This window comes from Nostoc sp. DedQUE02 (genome assembly GCF_034531035.1).
Taxonomy (GTDB): domain Bacteria; phylum Cyanobacteriota; class Cyanobacteriia; order Cyanobacteriales; family Nostocaceae; genus Nostoc.
Genome location: NZ_JAVRBY020000014.1, coordinates 101,506 through 122,561, shown reverse-complemented (window position 1 = coordinate 122,561; position 21,056 = coordinate 101,506). Strand labels below are relative to the sequence as shown.

At 38.2% G+C, this 21,056-nt stretch carries 13 protein-coding genes; 9 read left to right on the top strand and 4 right to left on the bottom strand.

The annotated features are described in order from the left end of the window. Positions 1 to 143 precede the first annotated feature (143 nt). The 6 genes from RMX98_RS14325 to RMX98_RS14300 all read left to right on the top strand — a co-directional run bounded on the left by RMX98_RS14325 (position 144) and on the right by RMX98_RS14300 (position 6,375). A complete protein-coding gene (locus RMX98_RS14325) occupies positions 144 to 317 on the top strand; it encodes a hypothetical protein (RefSeq protein WP_322680438.1) in 174 nt (57 codons plus the stop codon). Continuing rightward, entirely contained in the window at positions 314 to 2,386 is a 2,073-nt protein-coding gene (locus tag RMX98_RS14320) for an AAA family ATPase (RefSeq protein WP_322680437.1), read from the top strand. Before RMX98_RS14325 ends, RMX98_RS14320 begins: the two co-directional genes overlap by 4 nt. Positions 2,387 to 2,451: 65 nt before the next feature. Next, positions 2,452 to 3,021, top strand: a complete 570-nt coding sequence (locus RMX98_RS14315; protein ID WP_322680436.1) for a Uma2 family endonuclease — start codon at positions 2,452 to 2,454, stop codon at positions 3,019 to 3,021. A gap of 163 nt (positions 3,022 to 3,184) precedes the next feature. After that, positions 3,185 to 3,664, top strand: coding sequence for a DNA phosphorothioation-associated protein 4 (locus RMX98_RS14310; protein ID WP_322680435.1), 480 nt, complete (start codon positions 3,185 to 3,187; stop codon positions 3,662 to 3,664). Between the two features lie 13 nt (positions 3,665 to 3,677). Next, positions 3,678 to 5,411, top strand: coding sequence for a hypothetical protein (locus RMX98_RS14305; protein WP_322680434.1), 1,734 nt, complete (start codon positions 3,678 to 3,680; stop codon positions 5,409 to 5,411). A gap of 19 nt (positions 5,412 to 5,430) precedes the next feature. Next, positions 5,431 to 6,375 carry an HNH endonuclease gene (locus tag RMX98_RS14300; RefSeq protein WP_322680433.1) on the top strand — a complete coding sequence of 315 codons (945 nt, stop codon included), beginning with the start codon at positions 5,431 to 5,433 and terminating at the stop codon, positions 6,373 to 6,375. Between the two features lie 73 nt (positions 6,376 to 6,448). Here RMX98_RS14300 and RMX98_RS14295 read toward each other — a convergent pair whose 3' ends face one another. Further along, positions 6,449 to 8,047: a DGQHR domain-containing protein gene (locus RMX98_RS14295; protein WP_322680432.1), complete on the bottom strand. Its 1,599-nt coding sequence runs from the start codon at positions 8,045 to 8,047 to the stop codon at positions 6,449 to 6,451. A 171-nt stretch (positions 8,048 to 8,218) separates the two neighbouring features. Between RMX98_RS14295 and dndC the strand changes: the two genes are divergently transcribed. From dndC to dndD, 3 genes are all read left to right on the top strand, one after another. Beyond that, on the top strand, positions 8,219 to 9,835 hold the full coding sequence (gene dndC, locus RMX98_RS14290) for a DNA phosphorothioation system sulfurtransferase DndC (protein WP_322680431.1): 1,617 nt from the start codon (positions 8,219 to 8,221) through the stop codon (positions 9,833 to 9,835). A gap of 89 nt (positions 9,836 to 9,924) precedes the next feature. Then, a complete protein-coding gene (locus RMX98_RS14285) occupies positions 9,925 to 10,545 on the top strand; it encodes a Uma2 family endonuclease (RefSeq protein WP_322680430.1) in 621 nt (206 codons plus the stop codon). A gap of 193 nt (positions 10,546 to 10,738) precedes the next feature. Further along, positions 10,739 to 12,775: a DNA sulfur modification protein DndD gene (gene dndD / locus RMX98_RS14280; protein ID WP_322680429.1), complete on the top strand. Its 2,037-nt coding sequence runs from the start codon at positions 10,739 to 10,741 to the stop codon at positions 12,773 to 12,775. 13 nt (positions 12,776 to 12,788) lie between these two features. Here dndD and brxL read toward each other — a convergent pair whose 3' ends face one another. Genes brxL through RMX98_RS14265 form a run of 3 tightly spaced genes read right to left on the bottom strand, consistent with a single transcriptional unit; the run spans position 12,789 to position 21,043 of the window. After that, the gene (brxL, locus tag RMX98_RS14275; RefSeq protein WP_322680428.1) at positions 12,789 to 14,237 is read right to left on the bottom strand and encodes a BREX system Lon protease-like protein BrxL; all 1,449 of its coding nucleotides are present in this window, start codon (positions 14,235 to 14,237) and stop codon (positions 12,789 to 12,791) included. Next, a complete protein-coding gene (locus tag RMX98_RS14270) occupies positions 14,224 to 16,437 on the bottom strand; it encodes a hypothetical protein (protein WP_322680427.1) in 2,214 nt (737 codons plus the stop codon). Before RMX98_RS14270 ends, brxL begins: the two co-directional genes overlap by 14 nt. Then, positions 16,430 to 21,043, bottom strand: coding sequence for a hypothetical protein (locus RMX98_RS14265; protein ID WP_322680426.1), 4,614 nt, complete (start codon positions 21,041 to 21,043; stop codon positions 16,430 to 16,432). The genes RMX98_RS14270 and RMX98_RS14265 overlap by 8 nt, the downstream gene beginning before the upstream one ends. Between the last annotated feature and the right edge of the window lie 13 nt (positions 21,044 to 21,056).

The window sequence follows — 21,056 nt, the reverse complement described above, 5'->3', positions numbered from 1 at the left end:
TAATAACAGAAAATAATTAAACAATAAAGTGTTTTTTTAAAGAAAATTAGGATTTTAAAGATAACGCAAACAGTGGCTTTACGGAGGCTATTTTAGCACTAGAGAAAGTTAAAATGTAGAAAAACTATATTTAAAAATCCGATATGTCAGAAGAGGCGAATATCGACGATGTGCAGGAGCCAATAACTAGCGCACAGCCGGAAGTACGGCGAATTATTGAGCGGGTATGGAAGCTGGAAAAAGGCAGACTAGATAAGAAGATTAACAGCCATATAAATGATAATATTTTGGACATTATTAAGGAAGAGGTGCGATGAAGCTGACTTCAATCAAGCTCTGCAACTTTCGCTCCTTTTATGGTACGACACCAGAGATGATACTGGCTGGGGGAGATGCTCAGAACACGACGATTATTCATGGTAATAACGGCTCTGGAAAAACTAGTTTACTGAATGCCTTTACTTGGGTATTATATGAGAAATTCAGTGCAGCATTTGCATCGATAGAACAGTTAGTAAATAAGCGTGCGATCGCAGAAGCTCAAAAAGGTCAGGCTGTAGAATGTTGGGTAGAGATTGGCTGGGAACATGAAGGTAAGCGGTATCGTGTGAAACGCGCCTGTCGGGGTTATAAAAACGAAAGTGATTTTGACGCTGGTAAAACTCAATTAACCATGTGGGTTGGTGCGGATGATGGCAAATGGAATATACCAATTCAACAACCAGACGATATAATTAATCAAATTTTACCTGCTAGTTTACATCAATATTTTTTCTTTGACGGCGAACGAATTGAAGAAATCGTTCGTTCTGATAAAAAGACTGAAATTGCTGAAGCTACAAAAATCTTTTTGGGTGTGGAAGTAATCAACCGTTCCATCAGACATTTAGGAGATGCTAAAAAAACTCTAGAAAATGAGTTAAAAGCTATTGGTGATTCTGAAATTAAACAACTGTTGCGACAGCAAGAAAAGATAGAACGAGAACGTGAACGGATTACCAAACGGCAAACGGAAATTAAAGAAGAGTTAGAATATCAACAAACTTTTAAAAAAGAGACAAGTAATCGTTTACGAGAACTGAGTGCTGCTAAGGAATTGCAAGAAAGGTGGCAGAATTTAGAATCGCAAAAAGCCGTAAATCAAGAAGAATATAAAAAAACTAAGGAAGCGCTGAAAAAAGTTATTTCCGCACGGGGTTATACCGTTTTACTCTCAGAAACTACATCCCAATTTCGAGGAATTATCAATGATTTAAAGCAGCAAGGTGAGTTAACATCAGGAATTTCGCGGGAATTTGTGAGTGATTTACTCATTTCTCAACGCTGTATTTGTGGCGCAGAATTACATGAGGGTAATCATTCTCATAGTCATGTGAGTACTTGGTTAAATAAAGCCGGTTCCTCGGCGGTGGAAGAAACTGCAATTCGGATGCTAGCACAAGTAGATGAAATTGATAAGCAAGCGATAGGATTTTGGGAAGAAGTTGATAGAGAACAAGCTAGGATTAATCAGTTAAGGCAAAGTATATCTCAAATTGAAGGCGATTTAGACAATATTCAAGAACGGTTGCGAAAAGATGCTAATGAAGAAATTAGCAGTTTGCAAAAACGTTTAGATGAAATTGAAAGTAAAATTGATGAATTAAATCGAGAACAGGGTGCAAATCAGCAGCAAATTGCTCAAATTACAACTGAGATTGAAGGTTTGAATAAACAAATCGCCAAGCAAAAGCTAAATGAAGACAAGCAAACTTTAGCGCAGCGACGAATTAACGCCACTCAAGATGCAATCGAACGGTTAACGGAAGTTAGAAATCGTCAAGAACAACAATTTCGCCTGCAACTAGAAAAGCGAGTACAAGAGATATTCACAGAAATTTCTGTAACTCCATACATTCCTAAAATTAGTGAGAAATATGAACTGACATTAGTAGAAAATACCACAGGTATAGAAGCACCAGTTGCAGCTTCCACCGGGGAAAATCAAATTCTCAGTTTATCCTTTATTGCCAGCATTATTGACAAAGTACGAGAATGGAGTGAGAAACGAAAAATGATGATGATTCCCGATAGTAGTACTTTCCCAATTGTCATGGATTCACCCTTCGGTAGTTTGGATGAAAATTCGCGGCGACACATTGCGAAGACAATTCCCCAATTAGCGAATCAGTTGATAGTTTTAGTTACTAAAACTCAGTGGCGGGGTGAAGTAGAAGCAGAAATGACAAATAGAATTGGTAGAGAATATGTGCTTACGTATTATTCATCTAAGCCAGATTGTGAACAAGATTATATTAAGTTGGGTAGGGAAAGATATCCTTTGGTGAAACAAAGTCCAAATGAGTTTGAGTATACAGAAATTATCGCAGTTGAACGGAATGGGTAATTACTCACGCAGAGACGCAAAGGTTTTTTCTTGGTTACATTTGAGAAAAAGAGAGGAATAAAGTTATGGTTGCGAGTCCAGACAGAAACTATATGTCCCCCCAGGAATATCTGGAATGGGAAGAACGCCAAGAAATTAAATATGAATATATTGATGGTGAAGTTTTCGCCATGACTGGGGGTACTCTTCCCCATACAACTATTGCTTTAAACTTAGCTTCAGCGTTAAAAAGTCATCTCAGGGGGAGTGGATGTCTTCCTTTCATGGCGGATGCGAAAGTAGGTGTATCTGAAAACGGGCCTTTTCATTATCCCGATGTTGTGGTGAGTTGCGATGAACGGGACAAACAAGCTATTCAATTTCTCCAATATCCTTGTTTAATTGTTGAAGTTCTGTCCCCAAGTACGGAAGCTTACGATAGAGGTACAAAATTTACGCGGTATCGTCGTATTCAGACTTTGCAAGAATATGTCCTCATTGATGCTGAAAAAATTGCTTTAGATTGCTTCCGGTTAAATGAGAGGGGACTGTGGGAGTTACATCCTTATGAAGCAGGGGATGAGGTTCATTTAACTAGCGTCGATTTCCATTTTCCGATTTCTTTGCTTTATGAAGATGTTCAATTATCAATTTAAATTTCACGCAGAGGCGCGGTGTCAGGATGGACTATGTTTGTGGATAACTTGTTTGTTTAGCGATCGCCTCGTAAATAGTATAAAAAGATGCGTTGAAAATGCTGAGGCGTAAGCATTGCTCTTGGCTTTAGGTTAATATAGCAACACAGTATATATTAAAATAATGGCGGAAACTGGCAGAATTAGGGTTGCTAAAGATAAAGCTGAGTTGGTAAAGGATTTAACATTAACGTCTTCAGATGGTGGAACAGGGCCATTTCAAACCTACGCTGATGTGATTGTGTTTGCAGCAGCTTTGGGTGTCAAGCATAAAAAGCGGGTGGCTTTGGGGGAAATTTCTAAAAGAGAACCGGCACCAATTGGACAAGAACACTTCTTAATTAAGGGATATGATTTGGTAATCAAACTCTTAGCAATTGTTGAAGCTAAAGAACTTAATATTTTATCTTATGAAAACGAAAAATATGAAAATCAACGCCTTCGTATGTTTGAAGAATATGCTAATGGTGGGCTTGAAATATTACAACAGGAGTTACGAGGGACAGTAGACTATTCAGAAAGGCTGCTTCTAATTTTGATGACTGAAAGATTCAATGAAACGCTACAAGAAGAAACAAATTTTGACTTAAGTCGTTTTATATAACATAGGAATAAATATGCCTAATTTCAAATATAAAGCCATTCGTATAAAACAAACAAATTCTAGTGATTGGCTGGTACTGTTTGCTGCTTCTGCGATAGAAATTGACATGTGGGCTGGTATCCCGCAAAAAAAGGAAATTGGAGGGCAAGAAACTACTGGATTTCAGCGAGAAGAAAATCCCAAACGTATTAAGGAAATTGGAGAATTTTACCGCAACGAGAAGAATATAATTCAAAATCCTTTACTTTGTGCTTTGCGTAAACATAGTATTGCCAATCAGATAGTTGTTCATTTTGAAATATATGCTGATGAGAATAAGTCAAATGATATTGTTCAACATGGTATCCTTTCTATAATTACTGAGTCATTAGAAAATTTAACTTTACTTGAGCTTTTGAAAAGAGTTAAAGAAGATTTGGAATTTCGAGTTCCGATACTTCTCAATAAGAAAGTTCCTGAGAAACTTATACGTGAATTGAAACAACGTGCAGAGCTACAGCCAGATGAGCAAGATTATTTAGAGACATCATCAGACAATGAGGATCAAATTATTGATACCTCAGATGAGGAAGAGAATTCAGAAGTTACGTTTACTGATGAATCTCATATTTTTGATTTTTGGGAAGAGGTAACTGGACGAATTTCTGTAATAGAAGAAATATCGAGTACATTTACTCAAAGTGAATTCCTTGGTTATTCTAAGGATGCAATGATTTCTTTTTTGCGTCCTGTAGTTGTTGTAGATGGACAACATAGATTGCGTGCCGCTATTAGATCAGCTAAACAGTTAGCTAGAGAAGAATCATATAAAGAAGATATAGAAAAAGCAATTATTGAGGATGGAATTGCTCCAGAAGAAGCTGAAAAAAATGCAGAAATAAAAGCTGCTCGTAAGCTGCCAATTTCACTACTTATGAATACTGATCCCGCAGAGCATGTTTTTCAATTTGTAGTTGTGAATCAAAAAGCTACTCCTATCAAACCAGCTCTACTCGGTACAATCGTATCTACTAGTCTGTCAAACGAAGAACTAGAACGAGTATCTCAAAGGCTAGAAAAAGCTGGCATTGAACTGGAAGAATCAAGAGCTGTAACATATCTTGCTCGACATCAGTATAGTCCGTTTTATGGACTTGTAGAGAGAGGACTTGCTTCTGATAGAAAAGATTATCTTAAGTGGAATGTTCTTTCCTCTCTAGTCAAAATCTTTAGAGATTTAAGTGGTGGTATGATTTTTGGAGATAAAAATGATTACGCCAATATTTGGAAACGTTCATATTTTGAACAGTCACAAATTGTAGCTCAATGGGAATCAAAAGGATATCAAAGTCCTTTTGATTATTGGCATCAACTGGATGGGCCATGGCGAGATGTATTTGTATCATTCTGGACAGTCGTTCGAGATAAATTAGCAGATAAAGAAAATGAGCAAGCGTGGCACTATTGGGGAGCGCCAAAGCAATCTAATATTTTTAATAAAACATCATTAACTATTCTTGCATCAGATTTTTTCCAGCGTCTGTGTGAGCGTCGTATAGGAATAGATAGTACACAATATATTCCTCTGTTAGTTAATGAATGGTTAGACGGAGTAAATTCTGGTTACTTCAATCGAGATTGGAAATTAGAAGGTATAAAGAAAGATATACCAGGGATTAGAAAACAGTGGGCAAAGCAATGGTTAGAGTATAGAAAAAATCCACAAAGATTACCTTCAGCAAATCTGTATAGAGTTCCTATTTTCTAATACTTAATTAAGGATTTGTATGGAATTTGCAGAAATTCAGTCTTTTCTTGAAACGACAGCAGATAAATTAGAGGCTTACTGGGATGAAAAGAGCCTCAGTTATATTTCTAATCAGAAAGTTCCTGATTTTATTATGAGTGGTCGGGGACTCTTACTTCGGTCTGATATACATATACTGTGGACACAATGGTTTCTTGAGTCTATTTGTGATCCAGAAATATTTGCTAATTCTACTCAAGGCTATGCGTATTTATTAAAAACAGTTAAAGAAAGAATACCCTTTATTTTTCCAGAAATTTCTGCACGTGAACGTAATAAACTTACAATCAATATTGCGAGATTGCTAGAAAAAGAAGTCCAGCGCAGAAAGATCAAAAAACGCACTGTTGTTAGCCGAGATGATAGGAAACTATTATGGGATATTTATGGAGCAGAACAACGTTGTTGGATTTGTGGATATAAGTTTACTAAATGGGCCGAAAATAAGTTCTTGGGTTATACAAATAATAATGAAGCGCCTCTCCCTATGTTTGTTGATTATATGACTTTACACGGTCTAATAGAACGTGATATTTGTGTTGAACTTGATCATGCTGTCCCATTTTCTAAAGGTGGTTGTGAAGAAGATAATCTTCGTTTAGCTTGTGGATGGTGCAACTCTCACAAGGGTGATCGAATATCTCTATATGATGTTGCACTTAAACCACGTACATTAGAGTATCCAAATTCAAGAAAGCAGAGTATTCCCCATCCCTTTTGGATTGTTCGACTATTGTCTGTACGTAGATCCTGTGAATATGAAGGTGGCTGCAATCAGACTGTAGAAAATGCACAATTAACCGTATTTCCTAGACACCCTGAAGGTGCAATGAATCCAACCAACCTACGTGTTATATGTCCTGAGCATGATCCTTTAGGCTCAAATCGTTTTGTGAGTAGGACAATTGCAGAGCAATTTCGTTAATAACTAGTATTTCTATTTTTAAAGCTTGGTTTTGGAAAACTTTATAGGTTCTTAGTATTCATTAACTTCAGATTTAAAGAATAGGCGGAAGTCCTACAGCTTTCGGTTCAACAAACTCGCCATCAAAACCTATAGTTTTATCTTCCACAGTTCTAGCATCAGCCAAAGCCTTACGAAGTTCAGCACGTTCCATCTGTTCCTGAACTCCACCCAGGATGTAAACCAATAACTTAGCCGCTAAATCTCGTCCAGCAACTTGCACCCGCTTTTTATTTGGGTCATACAAAACCCCATACCAGAGAGATTGGGGATATTCCATACCACTAAAGCCGCCTTGCTGGTCAAACTTCCGCAGCTTCTTAAAAATATCTGTTAGGGAAAAACCTTTTTTAAATACTAAAATTCCCAAAGCTTGCGCTAATGCAACTTGAGCAACCGGACGGAAAAGCATATTTCCTTCACCTCCATCCTTTTCAAAGCTGAACCGCCGTAAAGCTGGTGTATCCTCGTGTTCTAAAATTTTATAACTGGAAAGACTAGCCAAATTATCAAATAGCTTGCTAAATTCCTGAATCCCCTGCTCAAGTTCTTCATCCTCTGGACGCATTGGAATTAGACCTTTCTCCAAAGGTTTCCAGTGGGGGAACTTTTGAGCCAAATATCGCTCAGACATATCTTGCAGAGCTTGCAATGTCGTCAAAACTGTAGAATTGGAAGCCACTGTTGCACTATTCCAATTGACGCGGGGTTTACGCTCTTGTCGTTGTTCTAATAGTGGATGTGTAACTGCAATTTTTCTAGCAACGATCGCAAAACCATCATCCTCATTCAACTGTGTTAGTTGCCCTTTAGTCAACGGTGCAGCCATCAGGTTGACATGAACAAAAATCGATCTTACCCTCCGCCTCGCTTGAGTGCGAGTTTCCCCAGCCGCTACCGCACAGATAAACTCAATACCAATTTTTTCCTTGGGTAAATTTTGCAAGTAAGCAAGGTCTACTTGGTACTTTTCTATCAAATCATTGACTGTAATAAAACTGTCATCAGCACCTTTATCTTTTTTATATCGCTGGAGTTTACGAGTTTTGATTAACTCCATCAACCCCTGAACCCCCATTAATCTGTGTTGCCCATCTAGTGCATAAATAGTTACATCATCCTCAGAAATATTTAGCAGACCTACCTTACCGTCTTTATCTAAGGGTATAAAATCAGTCGTAGACTTTGTGGCGCGTCCCTCGCTATCCCATTCAGCAGCTTTAGGATTATCCACCCACGGTTGATTTATCACCACCAGCACTGGCGGAAACTTATGATTGTCTCTAGCCGCTAAATACTGAACTAGCGGTGCTTGACGTGACCAATCAAGAGGACGTTGCTGAATTTCATCAATACTATCTGCGTCAATCTCGACATTATCAGTTTCAGGATTGTACTTTTTTTGAAACAGAGGTAAGCCAGAGGCGAAGTGAACCCGGCCTGCGAACCATTCCAGTGTAACAGAGCTAACATAAGCCTCAGTACCACCCATCTCGGTTTTTTGAACGAGAATCTGATCTTTTCTCCCTAAAAACTTCTCTAGGAGTAAAGCTAGTACCTGTTTTTCCTTGTTTTCTCGTTCCAGGTATTCTCTAGCAATGTCAGCAGTTGGGTCAGATGCACTATCTTTCATGTTAAATTTTAAAAACAGAATAGTATTATGTAGTTTAATTATCTAAAAAAGTATATATCAGTACTAAAGTTTTTAAAAACTTTTTTAAACCCACTTTTGTGGGTTTTGTCTGTGTTACTGCAAATTCTATTCGCCCGAATATTAGACCAGTGTTTCCAAAGGTAGGGAGAAATGACTACAGCACAACAACCAGAAAATAAAGGTCAGCAAGCACGTACTGTAGCAGAGTTAGTGGACTATATCCAAGCTCTCACTACCGAAATTCAAGAATTGTATTGTTTAGACCAAGTACCTTGGGTTTTAGGGGTGTCTTGGGGAAAAGATTCGAGTGCAGTATTACAACTTGTTTGGAGTGCGATCGCTGCTCTTCCTCCAGAAAAAAGAACTAAAACAATCCATGTTATTACAACAGATACTCAGGTAGAAAATCCAATTGTTTCTGCTTGGGTTCGCACATCCATGCAGCAGCTGGCATCTGCTGCAAAAGAAAAAGGGATGCCTATTGAAACTCATCTACTTTATCCCGCAGTCAAAGATACCTTTTGGGTAAACTTAATTGGCAAAGGCTATCCTGCGCCGCGTATGCGGTTTCGGTGGTGTACCGAACGGCTGAAAATACAGCCTGCGAATACCTTTATCCGTAATATGGTTCGAGATAATGGTGAAGTAATTCTTGTTTTAGGTATGCGTAAGGCTGAAAGCACCAAACGTGCGACCGTCATGGAAAAGCACGAAAAAGGAAGGGTGCGCGATCGCTTGAGTCCTAGATCGAGTTTAATTAACTCCCTCGTTTATACTCCTATCGAAGATTGGCGCAATGATGAAGTATGGCTTTACTTGATGCAGTGGCAGAATCCTTGGGGAGGAAATAACAAAGACTTATTTACTCTGTATCGAGGTGCAACAGCAGATAATGAGTGTCCTCTAGTTGTTGATACTTCTACTCCTAGTTGTGGTGATTCCCGATTTGGTTGTTGGGTTTGCACATTGGTGAGTCAGGATAAATCGATGGAAGCGATGATCCAAAATGATGAAGACAAAGAATGGATGCAACCTCTATTGGATATTCGCAATGAACTAGACATTAAAGAGGACTGGGACAAGAGAGACTTTAGAAGAATTTGGGGTGAAGTCCAACTTTTTGAGCGTAACAAAGATGGAGAAATATCTGTTGAACCAATACCTGGCCCCTATACTAAATATTGGCGGGAACATTGGCTTAGACGATTATTAGAAGCGCAAACAAAAACCCGTTGTACAGCGCCAGAAAATATGCGTGACATCACTCTAATTACTCTAGAAGAAATGAGCGAAATACGCCGCATTTGGCTAGAAGACAAACACGAATTTGATGATAGCTTACCCCGGATTTATCAAGAAGTGACTGGTGAAGAATTTCAAGACCCCCGTCCTGGTGCAGACTATAGCCTACTAGGTCGTGATGAATGGATAGTATTAGAAGAAATCTGTGAAGGTGACGCGATGCACCTGGAACTCATGGCGAAATTGTTAGACACAGAACGCCAGTATCGCAAAAAGACTCGTCGGGTGGGAATATACGATACTTTAGAAAAATGTTTTAATACGAGTTCCCGTTCTCCAGAAGATGCGATTAAAAATGCTCGTTTGAAACGCGAATTAAGCGAAGCAGTTAGTCAAGGTGACGTTGCAAAAGTCAAGCAGATGACTTTGGGCGATGTTCCAGCAATCAATGAAGTAGATGAAGGTAAAAGTGAAAGTGATGAAGAAGTAACTTGGGCAAGTATGAAATTTAAAAAGGAAAATTGATAAGAATAGAATAATAAAAGACGAGAGTCAAGTAAACTACTTAAAGAACGCTTAACAAAGTTTGCTCATCTTAAAACAAGCGAGGTTCTATGATTCAAGCTATACACAAATTAGTAACTTTTGAAGATTTTGCAGCTTGGCGGTCTGAGGGTGGGAGATACGAATTACATGATGGCGTGATTGTTGAAATGGCTCAACCAGTGGGAGATCATGAGGATGTTGTTGGTTTTTTGGCGCTAAATATATCTATCGAGATTGGGCGACAAAAACTTCCTTACTTTATTCCAAAAACTGTATTAGTCAAGCCATTTGAAAGTGAATCAGCTTATTCACCAGACATCTTAATAATCAATCGACCAAATTTAGTGCATGAGCCTTTATGGAAAAAAGAATCAACTGTATCTCAAGCTACATCTATTCCCTTAGTTATTGAAGTTGTTAGTACTAATTGGCGAGATGATTACTACAAAAAATTAGCTGATTATGAAGCTATAGGTATTTCCGAATATTGGATTATAGATTACGCGGCTTATGGCGCTAGGAAGTTTATTGGCAATCCTAAACTGCCTACTATATCCATTTATGAATTAGTTGATGGTGAGTACCAAGTTACTCAATTTAGAGGCGATACCCATATTGTCTCCCCTACTTTCCCAGAATTGAATTTAACCGCCGAACAGATTTTTCAAGCTGGAGGTGTGCAAATCTAGCCACGCTTACCAACACCAAGATAGATGCGATCGCATTTCTTAACAGTTAGTGATGGTATTATCTATATTTCATAGACAATATTTTTTCTCAATCCGCCAGACAAAATCATCTAATTAATTTTATTTGATTCCTTTGATCAGAAACTTTCTGCTTCTGCGATCGCTGTCGAACTCATGTTAATCTTAAAAACTAATGATATTTCTTGAACTCGTATTACAAAACTTTGGCCCCTATAGTGGAAAACAAGTAATCAACCTTAACCCAAAAATTGATGAGGAAACCTCACACCCAATTATCCTCTTAGGTGGAATGAATGGCGGCGGAAAAACTACCCTTATGGATGCCATTCGTCTCGCCCTTTACGGTCCCCGCGCCCAATGTTCTACCCGTGGTAATTTAAGTTATAGCGATTTTCTAAATCAATGTGTTAACAATAAAGCGGAAAGTGCGGTCTTGGGGTCTCCCCAAGAGGAGCAACTTTCCAAGAGAATAGACCCAGTTGCAGACACCCGGATTGAATTACTTTTTGAACATATTGAAAATGATAAACCAATAAAATACCGTGTTGTCCGTAGTTGGACAAAAAATCCTAAAGACGGTAAAGATACATTAGGCATTTTAGGTGACAGTGATACCTGGCCTGATGCTTTAGTTAATATTTGGGATGAGTATATTGAAAATCTCCTACCATTAGGTATCTCTAATTTATTTCTCTTTGATGGTGAACAAGTTAAAGAACTTGCAGAACAGGAAACACCACCACCAGTTGTAGTAGAGGCAATTCGCGGACTTTTAGGTTTAGAGTTAGCAGATCGTTTAGCAGTTGATTTAGATATCTTGGTTAACCGTAAACTTAAAGAAGTTGGTAATAGTAAAGATTTAGCAAACCTAGAGGAAATTGAAACTAAATTAACCCAACAACAAGAAGATTATCAAACCACAGCAGAGAAATTAGAAACTCTCAAAAATCAGGTAGGTGAGTTAGAACAAAAGCAGCAAGAAGCCTTTGATAAATTTATTTTTGAAGGTGGGAAAATTGCAGCAGAACGCAATCAACTAGAACTACAACAAGATACAAAAACTGCGGAAATTGAACAAGTACGTCAGTCAATGTGTGAATTGGCGGCTGATGTTTTACCTTTGGCATTAATTCCCAATTTGCTTAATCAGGTGCAAGCACAGGGAGAAAAGGAATTTCGCCATCAACAGGTACAAATTTCTAAAGATTTGTTAATTGAACGAGATCGGCGTTTACTCACTTGGCTGAATCAAGTAGAAATTTCTCCAATACAAGTTGAAAAAATTCAATCATTTTTAATTCAAGATGTAGATAGTTTATATGCAAAGACTATCCAGACGGAAGCGCCTTGGTTATTAGCTGATGATGAAAGTTTAAGTCAGCTAGATAATTTCATATATCACTTACAAAATTCTAAACTTTCTGCTAAAGATAAATTAGCTATTCTCAAAAATAAAGAAGAAGAAATTCATACTTTAGAAAGACAAGTGCAAACAGCAGCAGCACCGGAAGATTATACAAAGCTGCGTCAAGCACTTGAAGCGGCACAAAATCAGGTTGTTGAAGCTAAAGCTAATTACGAAACAATCCGCCGTCGTTTAGCTGAATTAGAAACTATTATTGCCAAGTCAAAAAAAGAATTAAGTGATTATACTGTCGAAAATATTAAACATAAAAATAGCGAACATATTATTACTTCAGCAGCAAAAGTTCAAGAAACACTCAAGACTTTTCGGGAAAAATTAACACTGCGAAAACTCAATAAATTAGAGGAGGAAGTGAAAAATTGCTTTCTTTATCTCCTGCATAAATCAGATTTAGTGCATCGCATCACTATTGACACTAAGACTTTTAGCCTTTTGCTTTACGATTTAAATGGTAAACCAGTCCCTAAACATCGCCTCTCTGCTGGCGAAAAACAACTACTTGCGATCGCATTCCTCTGGGGTTTAGCCAAAGTCTCTGGACACCGCCTTCCGGTAGCAATCGATACACCATTAGGTAGACTAGATTCCTCTCACCGCAACAACTTAGTTGAACGTTACTTTCCATCCGCCAGCCACCAAGTAATTTTGCTATCTACGGATACTGAGATTGGTAAGAAAGAAGTGGAAACGCTGCGAGAAAACGAAGCGATCGCGCGTGAATATCTCCTCAAATACGACTCCACCACCCGCCAAACAACCATCCAAGCAGGATATTTTTGGTAGTAGATATTGACTGTTACTTTGCTTCTACATGAATTTCTCTACCAAGCTGCCTGAATTCATCATCCAGATAATATAGTGAATTTCGGATAGCTTGGCGCAGTTTATAAGCAGGTTTTAGACAATCATCCTCGTAGTCCATTAATGTTAATTCTAAATGGGGATAGAGAATTTTCAGAAAACCTGATGCTGATTTTAGGATGGCATTCTGATCGCGAATTGTAACATTTTTTTCAAAGTGAGTATGCTGCTGTACGTAGGACATGAAGCGATTATCTTGGCGTAGAGATAGCAAGGCTTCACCAAAGAAATCCATTTTTAAACCAACTTGAGGAGCTACCATTTCTCTTTGAAACTTGGGAATTTTCCAACCAGGGATAATCCCAGATAATCGGTCTAATAATGCAGTCTCAGCAAAAAACTTTGGTAGGTTAGCCATTAAATTATCTTCATTACGTGGTTGTAATTGCTCATCTAATTCGATATTTGCTAGCATCACTAACCCGCAATCGCTAGAAATATCTGCAAAACCAGAGCGATTATAACGACCGCTAGCAAGATAATTTTTTAGTGGGCCAATGACCTCTTCAGGATTATCGAATGTTAAACTTTGAACTTCATCTAGAACCACAACTTGATGACGACCGAGTAAACCAACTTCTTTAGTTCTACCATTGATAAACAATTGGGCGGGAGTAACCTTACCACCACTAATTAAGCTAACTTTACTGCTGATATTTTCAAAAAAGAAGCTTTTACCAGTGCCTTTAGGAGCTAGTTCAATCACATAATAATTAGGTTCTACTAATGATAGCAACCTAGCCAATATCCATGTTTTTGCTTCCCGGTCATAACTCGGATGCTGGGGGTTAAAACCCATTGAGCAAAATATTAAATCTCGCCATTGTTGTGTATTGAATCTTGCCCGACATTCGGCATAACTTTGCAAGTCAACTTGCGAACATTGAAATGGTTCAAAATCCATCACTTCTACTTTACCATCGGGAAGCATGGCTAAAGTAATTTTTCCCCAAATTCCTTGGCGTAAAAGTATTTTATAGCGTTCTACGATATCAGTAGCAATGCTGCATTCAGTTAAATTCAGAGACGGAATTTGTGCCAATGGTTCAGGAATTGTTTTTCCTCCCTGCTCTAATTTAATGCGTACCTGCATTAGAGCAATGAGTCTTCGTATTTCTCCCTGAGTCAGGTCAAAAATAATTTCGTTACGGTCATCTTTGCGGGGAAATGCTTTTTGAATAAAGTTATTGACTTTTTCTAATTCTGTGGATGTTAATGTTCCCGAACCAGGGACAATTTTATCTAGCAGCCATTCAGCAACAAAACTAGGTAAACCAATTGAACTGAGTCCACTAGATGGCAATCTAGTTTTATTAATACAGAGATTGCCAAAAACCTCACGAACCAAATCGTTATTGTAAGTTATCTCTTCATAAAAACTCATCTATATCAAATCCACTACTGAATATTTGTTTAACGATCATTTTCGATTCAGAAACTAGGGCTGCATTTGCAGTTTCAGCACAGGCAAATCTAAAAGTTAATTCACCAGAGAGGAATAAGTTATTTCCTTGATTTGGTGGCAATTCCTGTACTTCGGGAATTATTATTTTGAATCTACAGCGCTGATTTGGTGGAATTTCCTGTGCTAATGGTTTTCCTTCTTGAAAAGAGGGCAATTCCTGAATATATAGACAAAGATTTGTGAGTGAAACTGAGTTGGGATTATCGATAGTAATTTCCATTTCTCTTGATTGTTTAGGTTTACCTTCACCCAAGCAAAAAACTGATACAGGATGGCGTTGGATAGATTTTCGCAGCACAGATACACCAACTACAACTTCTTCAGGAAATAGCCCTCCGTGAGAACCAATAATTTTTTTATTGCTAGTGTAACTGAAAGAACTTAAGCTAGCGGAGCCTTTGACAATACTAATGTCATGGGGAAGACTGTAGCGATCGCCTTCTAAAACCACAAACCTGCTATCATCAGTCTTACCAATGGCCATCCTTCCCTTGGGTTCCAGTCCTGGAGGGCACTGGGTAATTTTTTCGGAAGTACCCATAATCTGACCGTGGTCGCTGGCAATAATTATTCTCAGTGCTTCTGGATTGGGGTATTGTTGCAAACAATAATCAATCTTTTTGGCAATACCTTGTAGGGTGAGGGGACGGTCAACTTCATAAAAGCTTTGCCAGTCTTTTTGACTGTGATAAAGACTATCGAACTTATCTGTATCCCAGCAATACAACTGATGTGTCTTTTTTCTCAAAGCGCTGTAGAGTTTATCAACTTGTCCATCTGTATAACGTTTGCCTACACCCATTTTTACAAAAGCTTTGCCAGCATCAGCAACCCAAGTAGAATCATTAGGCAAAAGTTGAGCGTATAGACTCCATTTAGCATATTCTGTTTTAGTGGGCAGGATGCTAAAGTAAGGTGCGATGTCTTCGACAACCCCTTCGGGGAACGCAGTTTCTACAGCGAGTTTGTAATCCTTTGTTAGTAAAGATAACAGTTCTAAGTGGTCTAACCATCCCAAACCATCGACCACAACCCAAAACACAGGACTTTCTTGGCAAAGATTTTGCACTTTTGAAGCAACGCTGTAGTTGAGGTACGAATTTTCTACAGAATCTACCTGCATCTGGGGATAGTGCTGGAGTATCCACTCGACAAAGCTATTCGCCAAACTTTCACTAATTTTTGGTACAGCAGCAGATTGCTTGATGACTTCCCAACGACGGAAGGGTAGGTAATCGTTTGTTGCCCAAGCTAAAGCTTCTTGGGGAGTAGCATCTAAAGCCAGAGGTTCGGGTGGAGGTTGGTTAAAGCTTAATTCTTGCTTCTGCTGATAGCTCAGATAGGGGGTAACTTTGGCTTCCCTTGTCCGATTAATCCAGTTAGGTCGATTGCCGAAAACTTTGTAAGCACAATTTGCAATCCGCTCCATACCTACTTGGTTAGTAGGCTTTAGGGAATCCAGAACTTTGCCTTCGGTGCGCGAGATGAGTTGTTCCCAGTAGCGGTCAAACTCTTCGGTGAGGAAGTCGGGAACTGGCAAGGGATACTTGCCGATGTCGTTCAAAACTGGTTCTGTTATGCCTAACCAGCGACGCAAAAGCAATAATTTATCTTCAGTCTGGTAGTAAGTTGCTAACTCATGTTCCTTAAACTGCTGCTGCCAGACTTGCTCTAGAGATTTATAATCTTGTGGTACTAAAATTGCTAACCAAGCAGCGAGATGTGAAATGGAAGGTTCGGCAAACCATATCTGTCCATTACTCTCAGTGATGTTATCTGCCAAAAAGTGGGCAATGGGATTGTCTGGGGGATAAGAATCTAACTTAGTGACTAAAATAAGTACTTGCTCGTCAGTCCAGTCTTTAGATAAAGGAACGGAATCAAATAATTGTGCTAGCTTGTCGCGGGGATGTTGCTTAATTTCGGCAATTTCCTCAGTCTTATTCCACACTCGTAGCCAAGTTTTTGCCCATTCACATAATCGCTCACCTTTTACCCAGCAGGGAGTAGCACTCACACCAAAAAACTGTATCCATTCCACTTCTGTGGTGACAGGGATATAGCCGGAGGGAATATCGTATAGTCCAGTAGGGTCTAGTATGATACGTTTATCATTCATCCCTATTAACCCTCGTGTTTTCTGATAGTATTTGCCCTAAGTCATCGTAGACATTTTGTTGCTGTAAATCAGAAAGTTGCCGGAACAGCACGAAAATTTGATTGACTATATCCTTATCCCGTTTTTCAATGCATTGACGCTCTATATTTTCTAATAACTGAGTTTCTGGAATACTAAGTAAGTTAATATAATTATTTTTTTCAGCTTGAATTTTCTCTAGTAAATTGTTTGCAGCTTTGAGTTTTTCGATATCTGGCAATTGGTTGATTTCGGTACAGCTATTTTCTAAATACTTAAGCCATTGCTGAAGAAATTGTGATTGTTTTAGTTCTATCTCTCTACGGAGTGAGTGGACGCGATCGCTAAATTTTTCTCTCAGTCCTTCAGTCTTATTTTCCCAATCTTCTAGTCTATCTAACTGAGTTTGACAAGTTTCCAAAGTCTCCACTTTTGATGACTCAGCAATTTGTAATAAATCAATTAGTGGTGCTAGTTCTGAGATAATTGCTTCATACTCTGTTTCCATTTCTGAGCGTGAGTAGCAATCCGATTTTTTCAGTAATTCTTTTTGAAATCTTTGTGCATCTTCTACTGTTTTCAAATACTCTAAATTATGGTTATATTCTTTTAACTCAACAGTATATTCTTGGATTTTTTGCCGAAAACTAACTTCTAACTGAGTAATTCTTTCTTGGAAGCGGTCAGCATTGTAGATATTAAACTGACGACTAGCAATTATGCCCAAAACATCGTTACAACTGACAATAGAATTACTTTGTTGATAGCGAATCTCTAGATTTTGTATCTGCTCAAAGTCATTTTTTAAACTCTGGATTTGTGGTTGTATTTCTTGATAGTCTCCATAATCAGCCGAATCTTGAAAGACAACATCCAGTTTGGCATACTCTGTGTTAATAGCGTCCAAATCTGAGAGATTGTTTACCGACTGTAGTCGAGTCCGAAGATTTGCCAAACTGGAATGATAGTCAGTAATTTTATTGTGGATTGACTGGACAATTTCAGCAATTTCCTGCTGAAATTTATAGGGATAGTTAAAGCGAAATTGTAAATTTGCAATTTCTTGCAGTGCTTCTTGAGAAAGATGAATTGTTTGGATTTTAGTTGCATAATTACGAATATTCTGCATGATTTGTATATCTTCAGCTTGTTTTTGTCCTGCTTCTGCCTGCTGCCTGATGTCTGTTAATCTGATTTTGCTGGTACTTAGGGCATTTTGCAAATCCTCAATTAAGTGGCGAGGCAAGTCTGCAATCTGGCTAATCTGGTCAATAATTCCTTGAATTTCTATTTGATAAGCACTACAAGCTTGTTCAGTAGATAGTGACTCAGCACGTTTGTTTTCTGCTGCTACAAGTTGGTCAATTCTCTCACTGACAGTTTGCAATGCTTGGGAGAAGCGATCGCGTTGTTGTTGTGTTGGTAAAATTAAAGTGTTTGGCGATCGCATCAGCAGTTGCGGGTAAAGTGGTAGTAATACTGGCAATTGTGCCTCACGAGGTAAGTTTTCCGCAGTTTCTACTGGTTTGAACCACTTATTAATTTCTGTAACCCCAGCACTAACCTGCTTTTGATTCTTAGTTAATTCTTCTTTTTCTAACCCTTCCGGTTCATTAGACTCTAAAAAAGCAGCAACGGCTTCTAGATACTCCCGTGCCTGGTCATAGTCTATAGGCGATGCCGGAAGAGTCGGCATTTGTGTTTGTTGACGACGAATCAGTTTAGACTTTTGTTTAATAATCCATTCTTCAACAAATGCTGTGGGGTTTTGGAGAATATCGGTATTGCCCCAAGCTTGCAGAGACTTATCTTGTAAAGGAACAATCTCTGCTTTTTTAGTGGTAAGTTTGATGCGTCCTCGTAAAATAACTTCTTTGCGGTGCATTGCCAACCATCCTGCTAGCAACATGGTAAAGTTATACTCGCTATAACCAAAAGGTGGGGCAGAAAGTACTTGCCAAATTTTTTCTAAGTCAACAATCTTTTGTGGCAATCCTTCTAAGTTTGTTATTTCAGAGATTTTATCCCAAGCAGTGCGGATTTTTTCATGAGTTGGTTCTTGAACGATATATTTATCAGATGTTTTCTTAAATAGACCCCATAATTTGACAAAAATCTGGTCAAGAACAGTCCTATAAGACTGGTCTTGAAGTGTTTGTTGACTAATATTATCTTCGATGAAGATTTGTTTTGCAGTCCAGCCGACAATCTTTTTACCTGTCTGATGATCTGAACGCATTTTATCAATTTCATCCACAGGTGGAACGAAGGGATACAAATCTTGTAGCAGTAAACTGATTACTCGTTGTGCTTTGTGTTGTTCAGCAGAGGGAATTTTCTCTATTCCTACACAATGATAAGTACAATTATTTAATAACCTCGTTAACCGCGTGTTTGCCTCTTCTTGCCAACGCTGAAGTTGTTCTTGATAAGCTTTTCTTAACAATCTTTTATCAGCAGCGTCAGTTTCTTCAAGAGCTTTTATCTGTAAAATTATCCGGGCTATATTTCCAGTTTCTTCTGTAGGAATAGCAACGGCTATACGATTTTTAATTGGCGATCTAGATAAATAATTGGCTATAGTATTACGAAATTCTTGCAATTCTTCTTGAGTCTCTGTCAGAACATAAGCTAAAATTCCCTTTTCTTTGGTATCTTTCAGAATCCGATTATTCTCTAGTGCTTTAATGAATTTATCAATACTATATATCTTACGCTCAAATCGCCAGTCTTCAATCACTAACTTATTATCTTTGACAAACTGTACAGCATTGATTGTATTATTAGCTGGATGCTTTTTAAGAATGCTAATTTTATCACAATAAGCAATAACATCATTAATAGATGTTATCTGTAATTTGATTTTCTCCTCAATTTCTTCTTGAATACCTTTAGGGTTAATTCCTTCCCAGAAACGGTAAAGTTTAATTTCTGATCGGTGGTAAATTAAATCTCTTTCCTTTTCTAGTTTATCTAGCGCTACTTGGAGTTTAGATTTAGATAAACCTGTCAAAGCTAGTAAAATTTCTTGATGATCTTCCCGATCAGGCTTGGTAAGTTTTTCTCCACTAGCTTCGTATAAAAATAAAGCTTTGATAGCATTTAATTCATCTGTATCATCAGCACCTAGAACTAAATCTACAGCTTTTTTATATTGAGTATAAACAGGATAGTTAGAAAAGTTCTCTAGAAAGGTATCTACTAAAGCAATGGGATAGATATAATTGGGTTTCCCTGCGTTTTCTACAGGTTGAGTTGCGATAAAATTTTTGACATCGCCTTTTATAAACTGGATGGCAGTCCGGTCTTGGGTAAAATCAAGGTTACACAATAGATATGCCGTCAGAGGATGTAGGGGAAAACAACCCTCAGATAAGTGGGTATAAAACTCTTGAAAAGACCAGCCTTTTTCTCTATAAATTTTAATTCTTCGCTCATAAGCTGTTTCAGCCTCTCTCCTCAGAGTGTTATCCCACTTAGAACGAAATTTGGCAAACATTTCGTTATTTTTTGGCAGCAATAAGTTCTCTATAACTAGTTCTAAGCTAGAAGCGGGGTTGTAGGTAGTACCATCTTTTGGTGCAAGGCGAGTTGCAATCTTTTGGTATTCTGATATTACATTGGCAGAAATCCCAACTCCTTGACCAGGATGAATTTGAGTGAAACTTAACAGAGCGATTTTTCCTTTATAGTTTTCGCAAATGTTAGTAATATTTTGCAGCGCCGTGCCTCCAGCACCAATATCATCTGCTGCCCAAGCTTTCAAATATTGGTTTAGCTCATCAAATAAAATTAAAATCCCTTGAAAGTGGGCATTTTGTCCAGTGCAATAATTTTTTATTAGGTCTTCTAAAATTGCTTGAATATTTACATCAGCAGCAAAATCAGGGGTAAATCCCGTGATTTTAAAGGCAAGCTTTTTAACAGTGGATATAACACCAGAGTTATTTTCTCTGAGTAAGCGGATAAGAGAATTTAAATCACCATCAGGATTACCAATACTTTGTAGATATTTCTCTGCTTTTGCCCTATTTTCTGGATTCAAGCTTTCCAAATAGCGTAGGGGTTCGCTGCATATATGTTGTGCTAAGGAATCTTGAATACCTTCTAGTTCAAGACTTTTGATGAGTTGTTGCAGAAATTGCTTTCTAATATCGCCGCCTGTGTCACCACTCAGACAGATAACTAAATGTTGGTGGCGTTGATTTTGTTTAAATAGCTTTAAGCCTGCAACAACAGCCTGACTTTTCCCAGATGTAGCCTTTTCCACTTGTGATAAAATTCCTTGCACTTCCTGACTGTGGAAGGGTTTTTGAAAAAAGTTGGCTACTGCGATCGCAAAGTGCGACTTTCCCTTACCATATTGTTGAATCATCAAATGGATATTGGGTTGATTCGGACTATGATAACTACGGCGCACTGCATCCAAAATACCAACTGTCGATGACTCTGGTTTTGTTGGGTCGTAGTTAAAGATAAAACTTTCGCATAAAGATAAATTCTTCTCTGGATTATCCATCATGCCAAAGTTTACAGAACTGGCAATACTACCCTTTTCGTTGATTTCAACAAGTTGGTTGAGGAGCATAGTAAATTTAAAA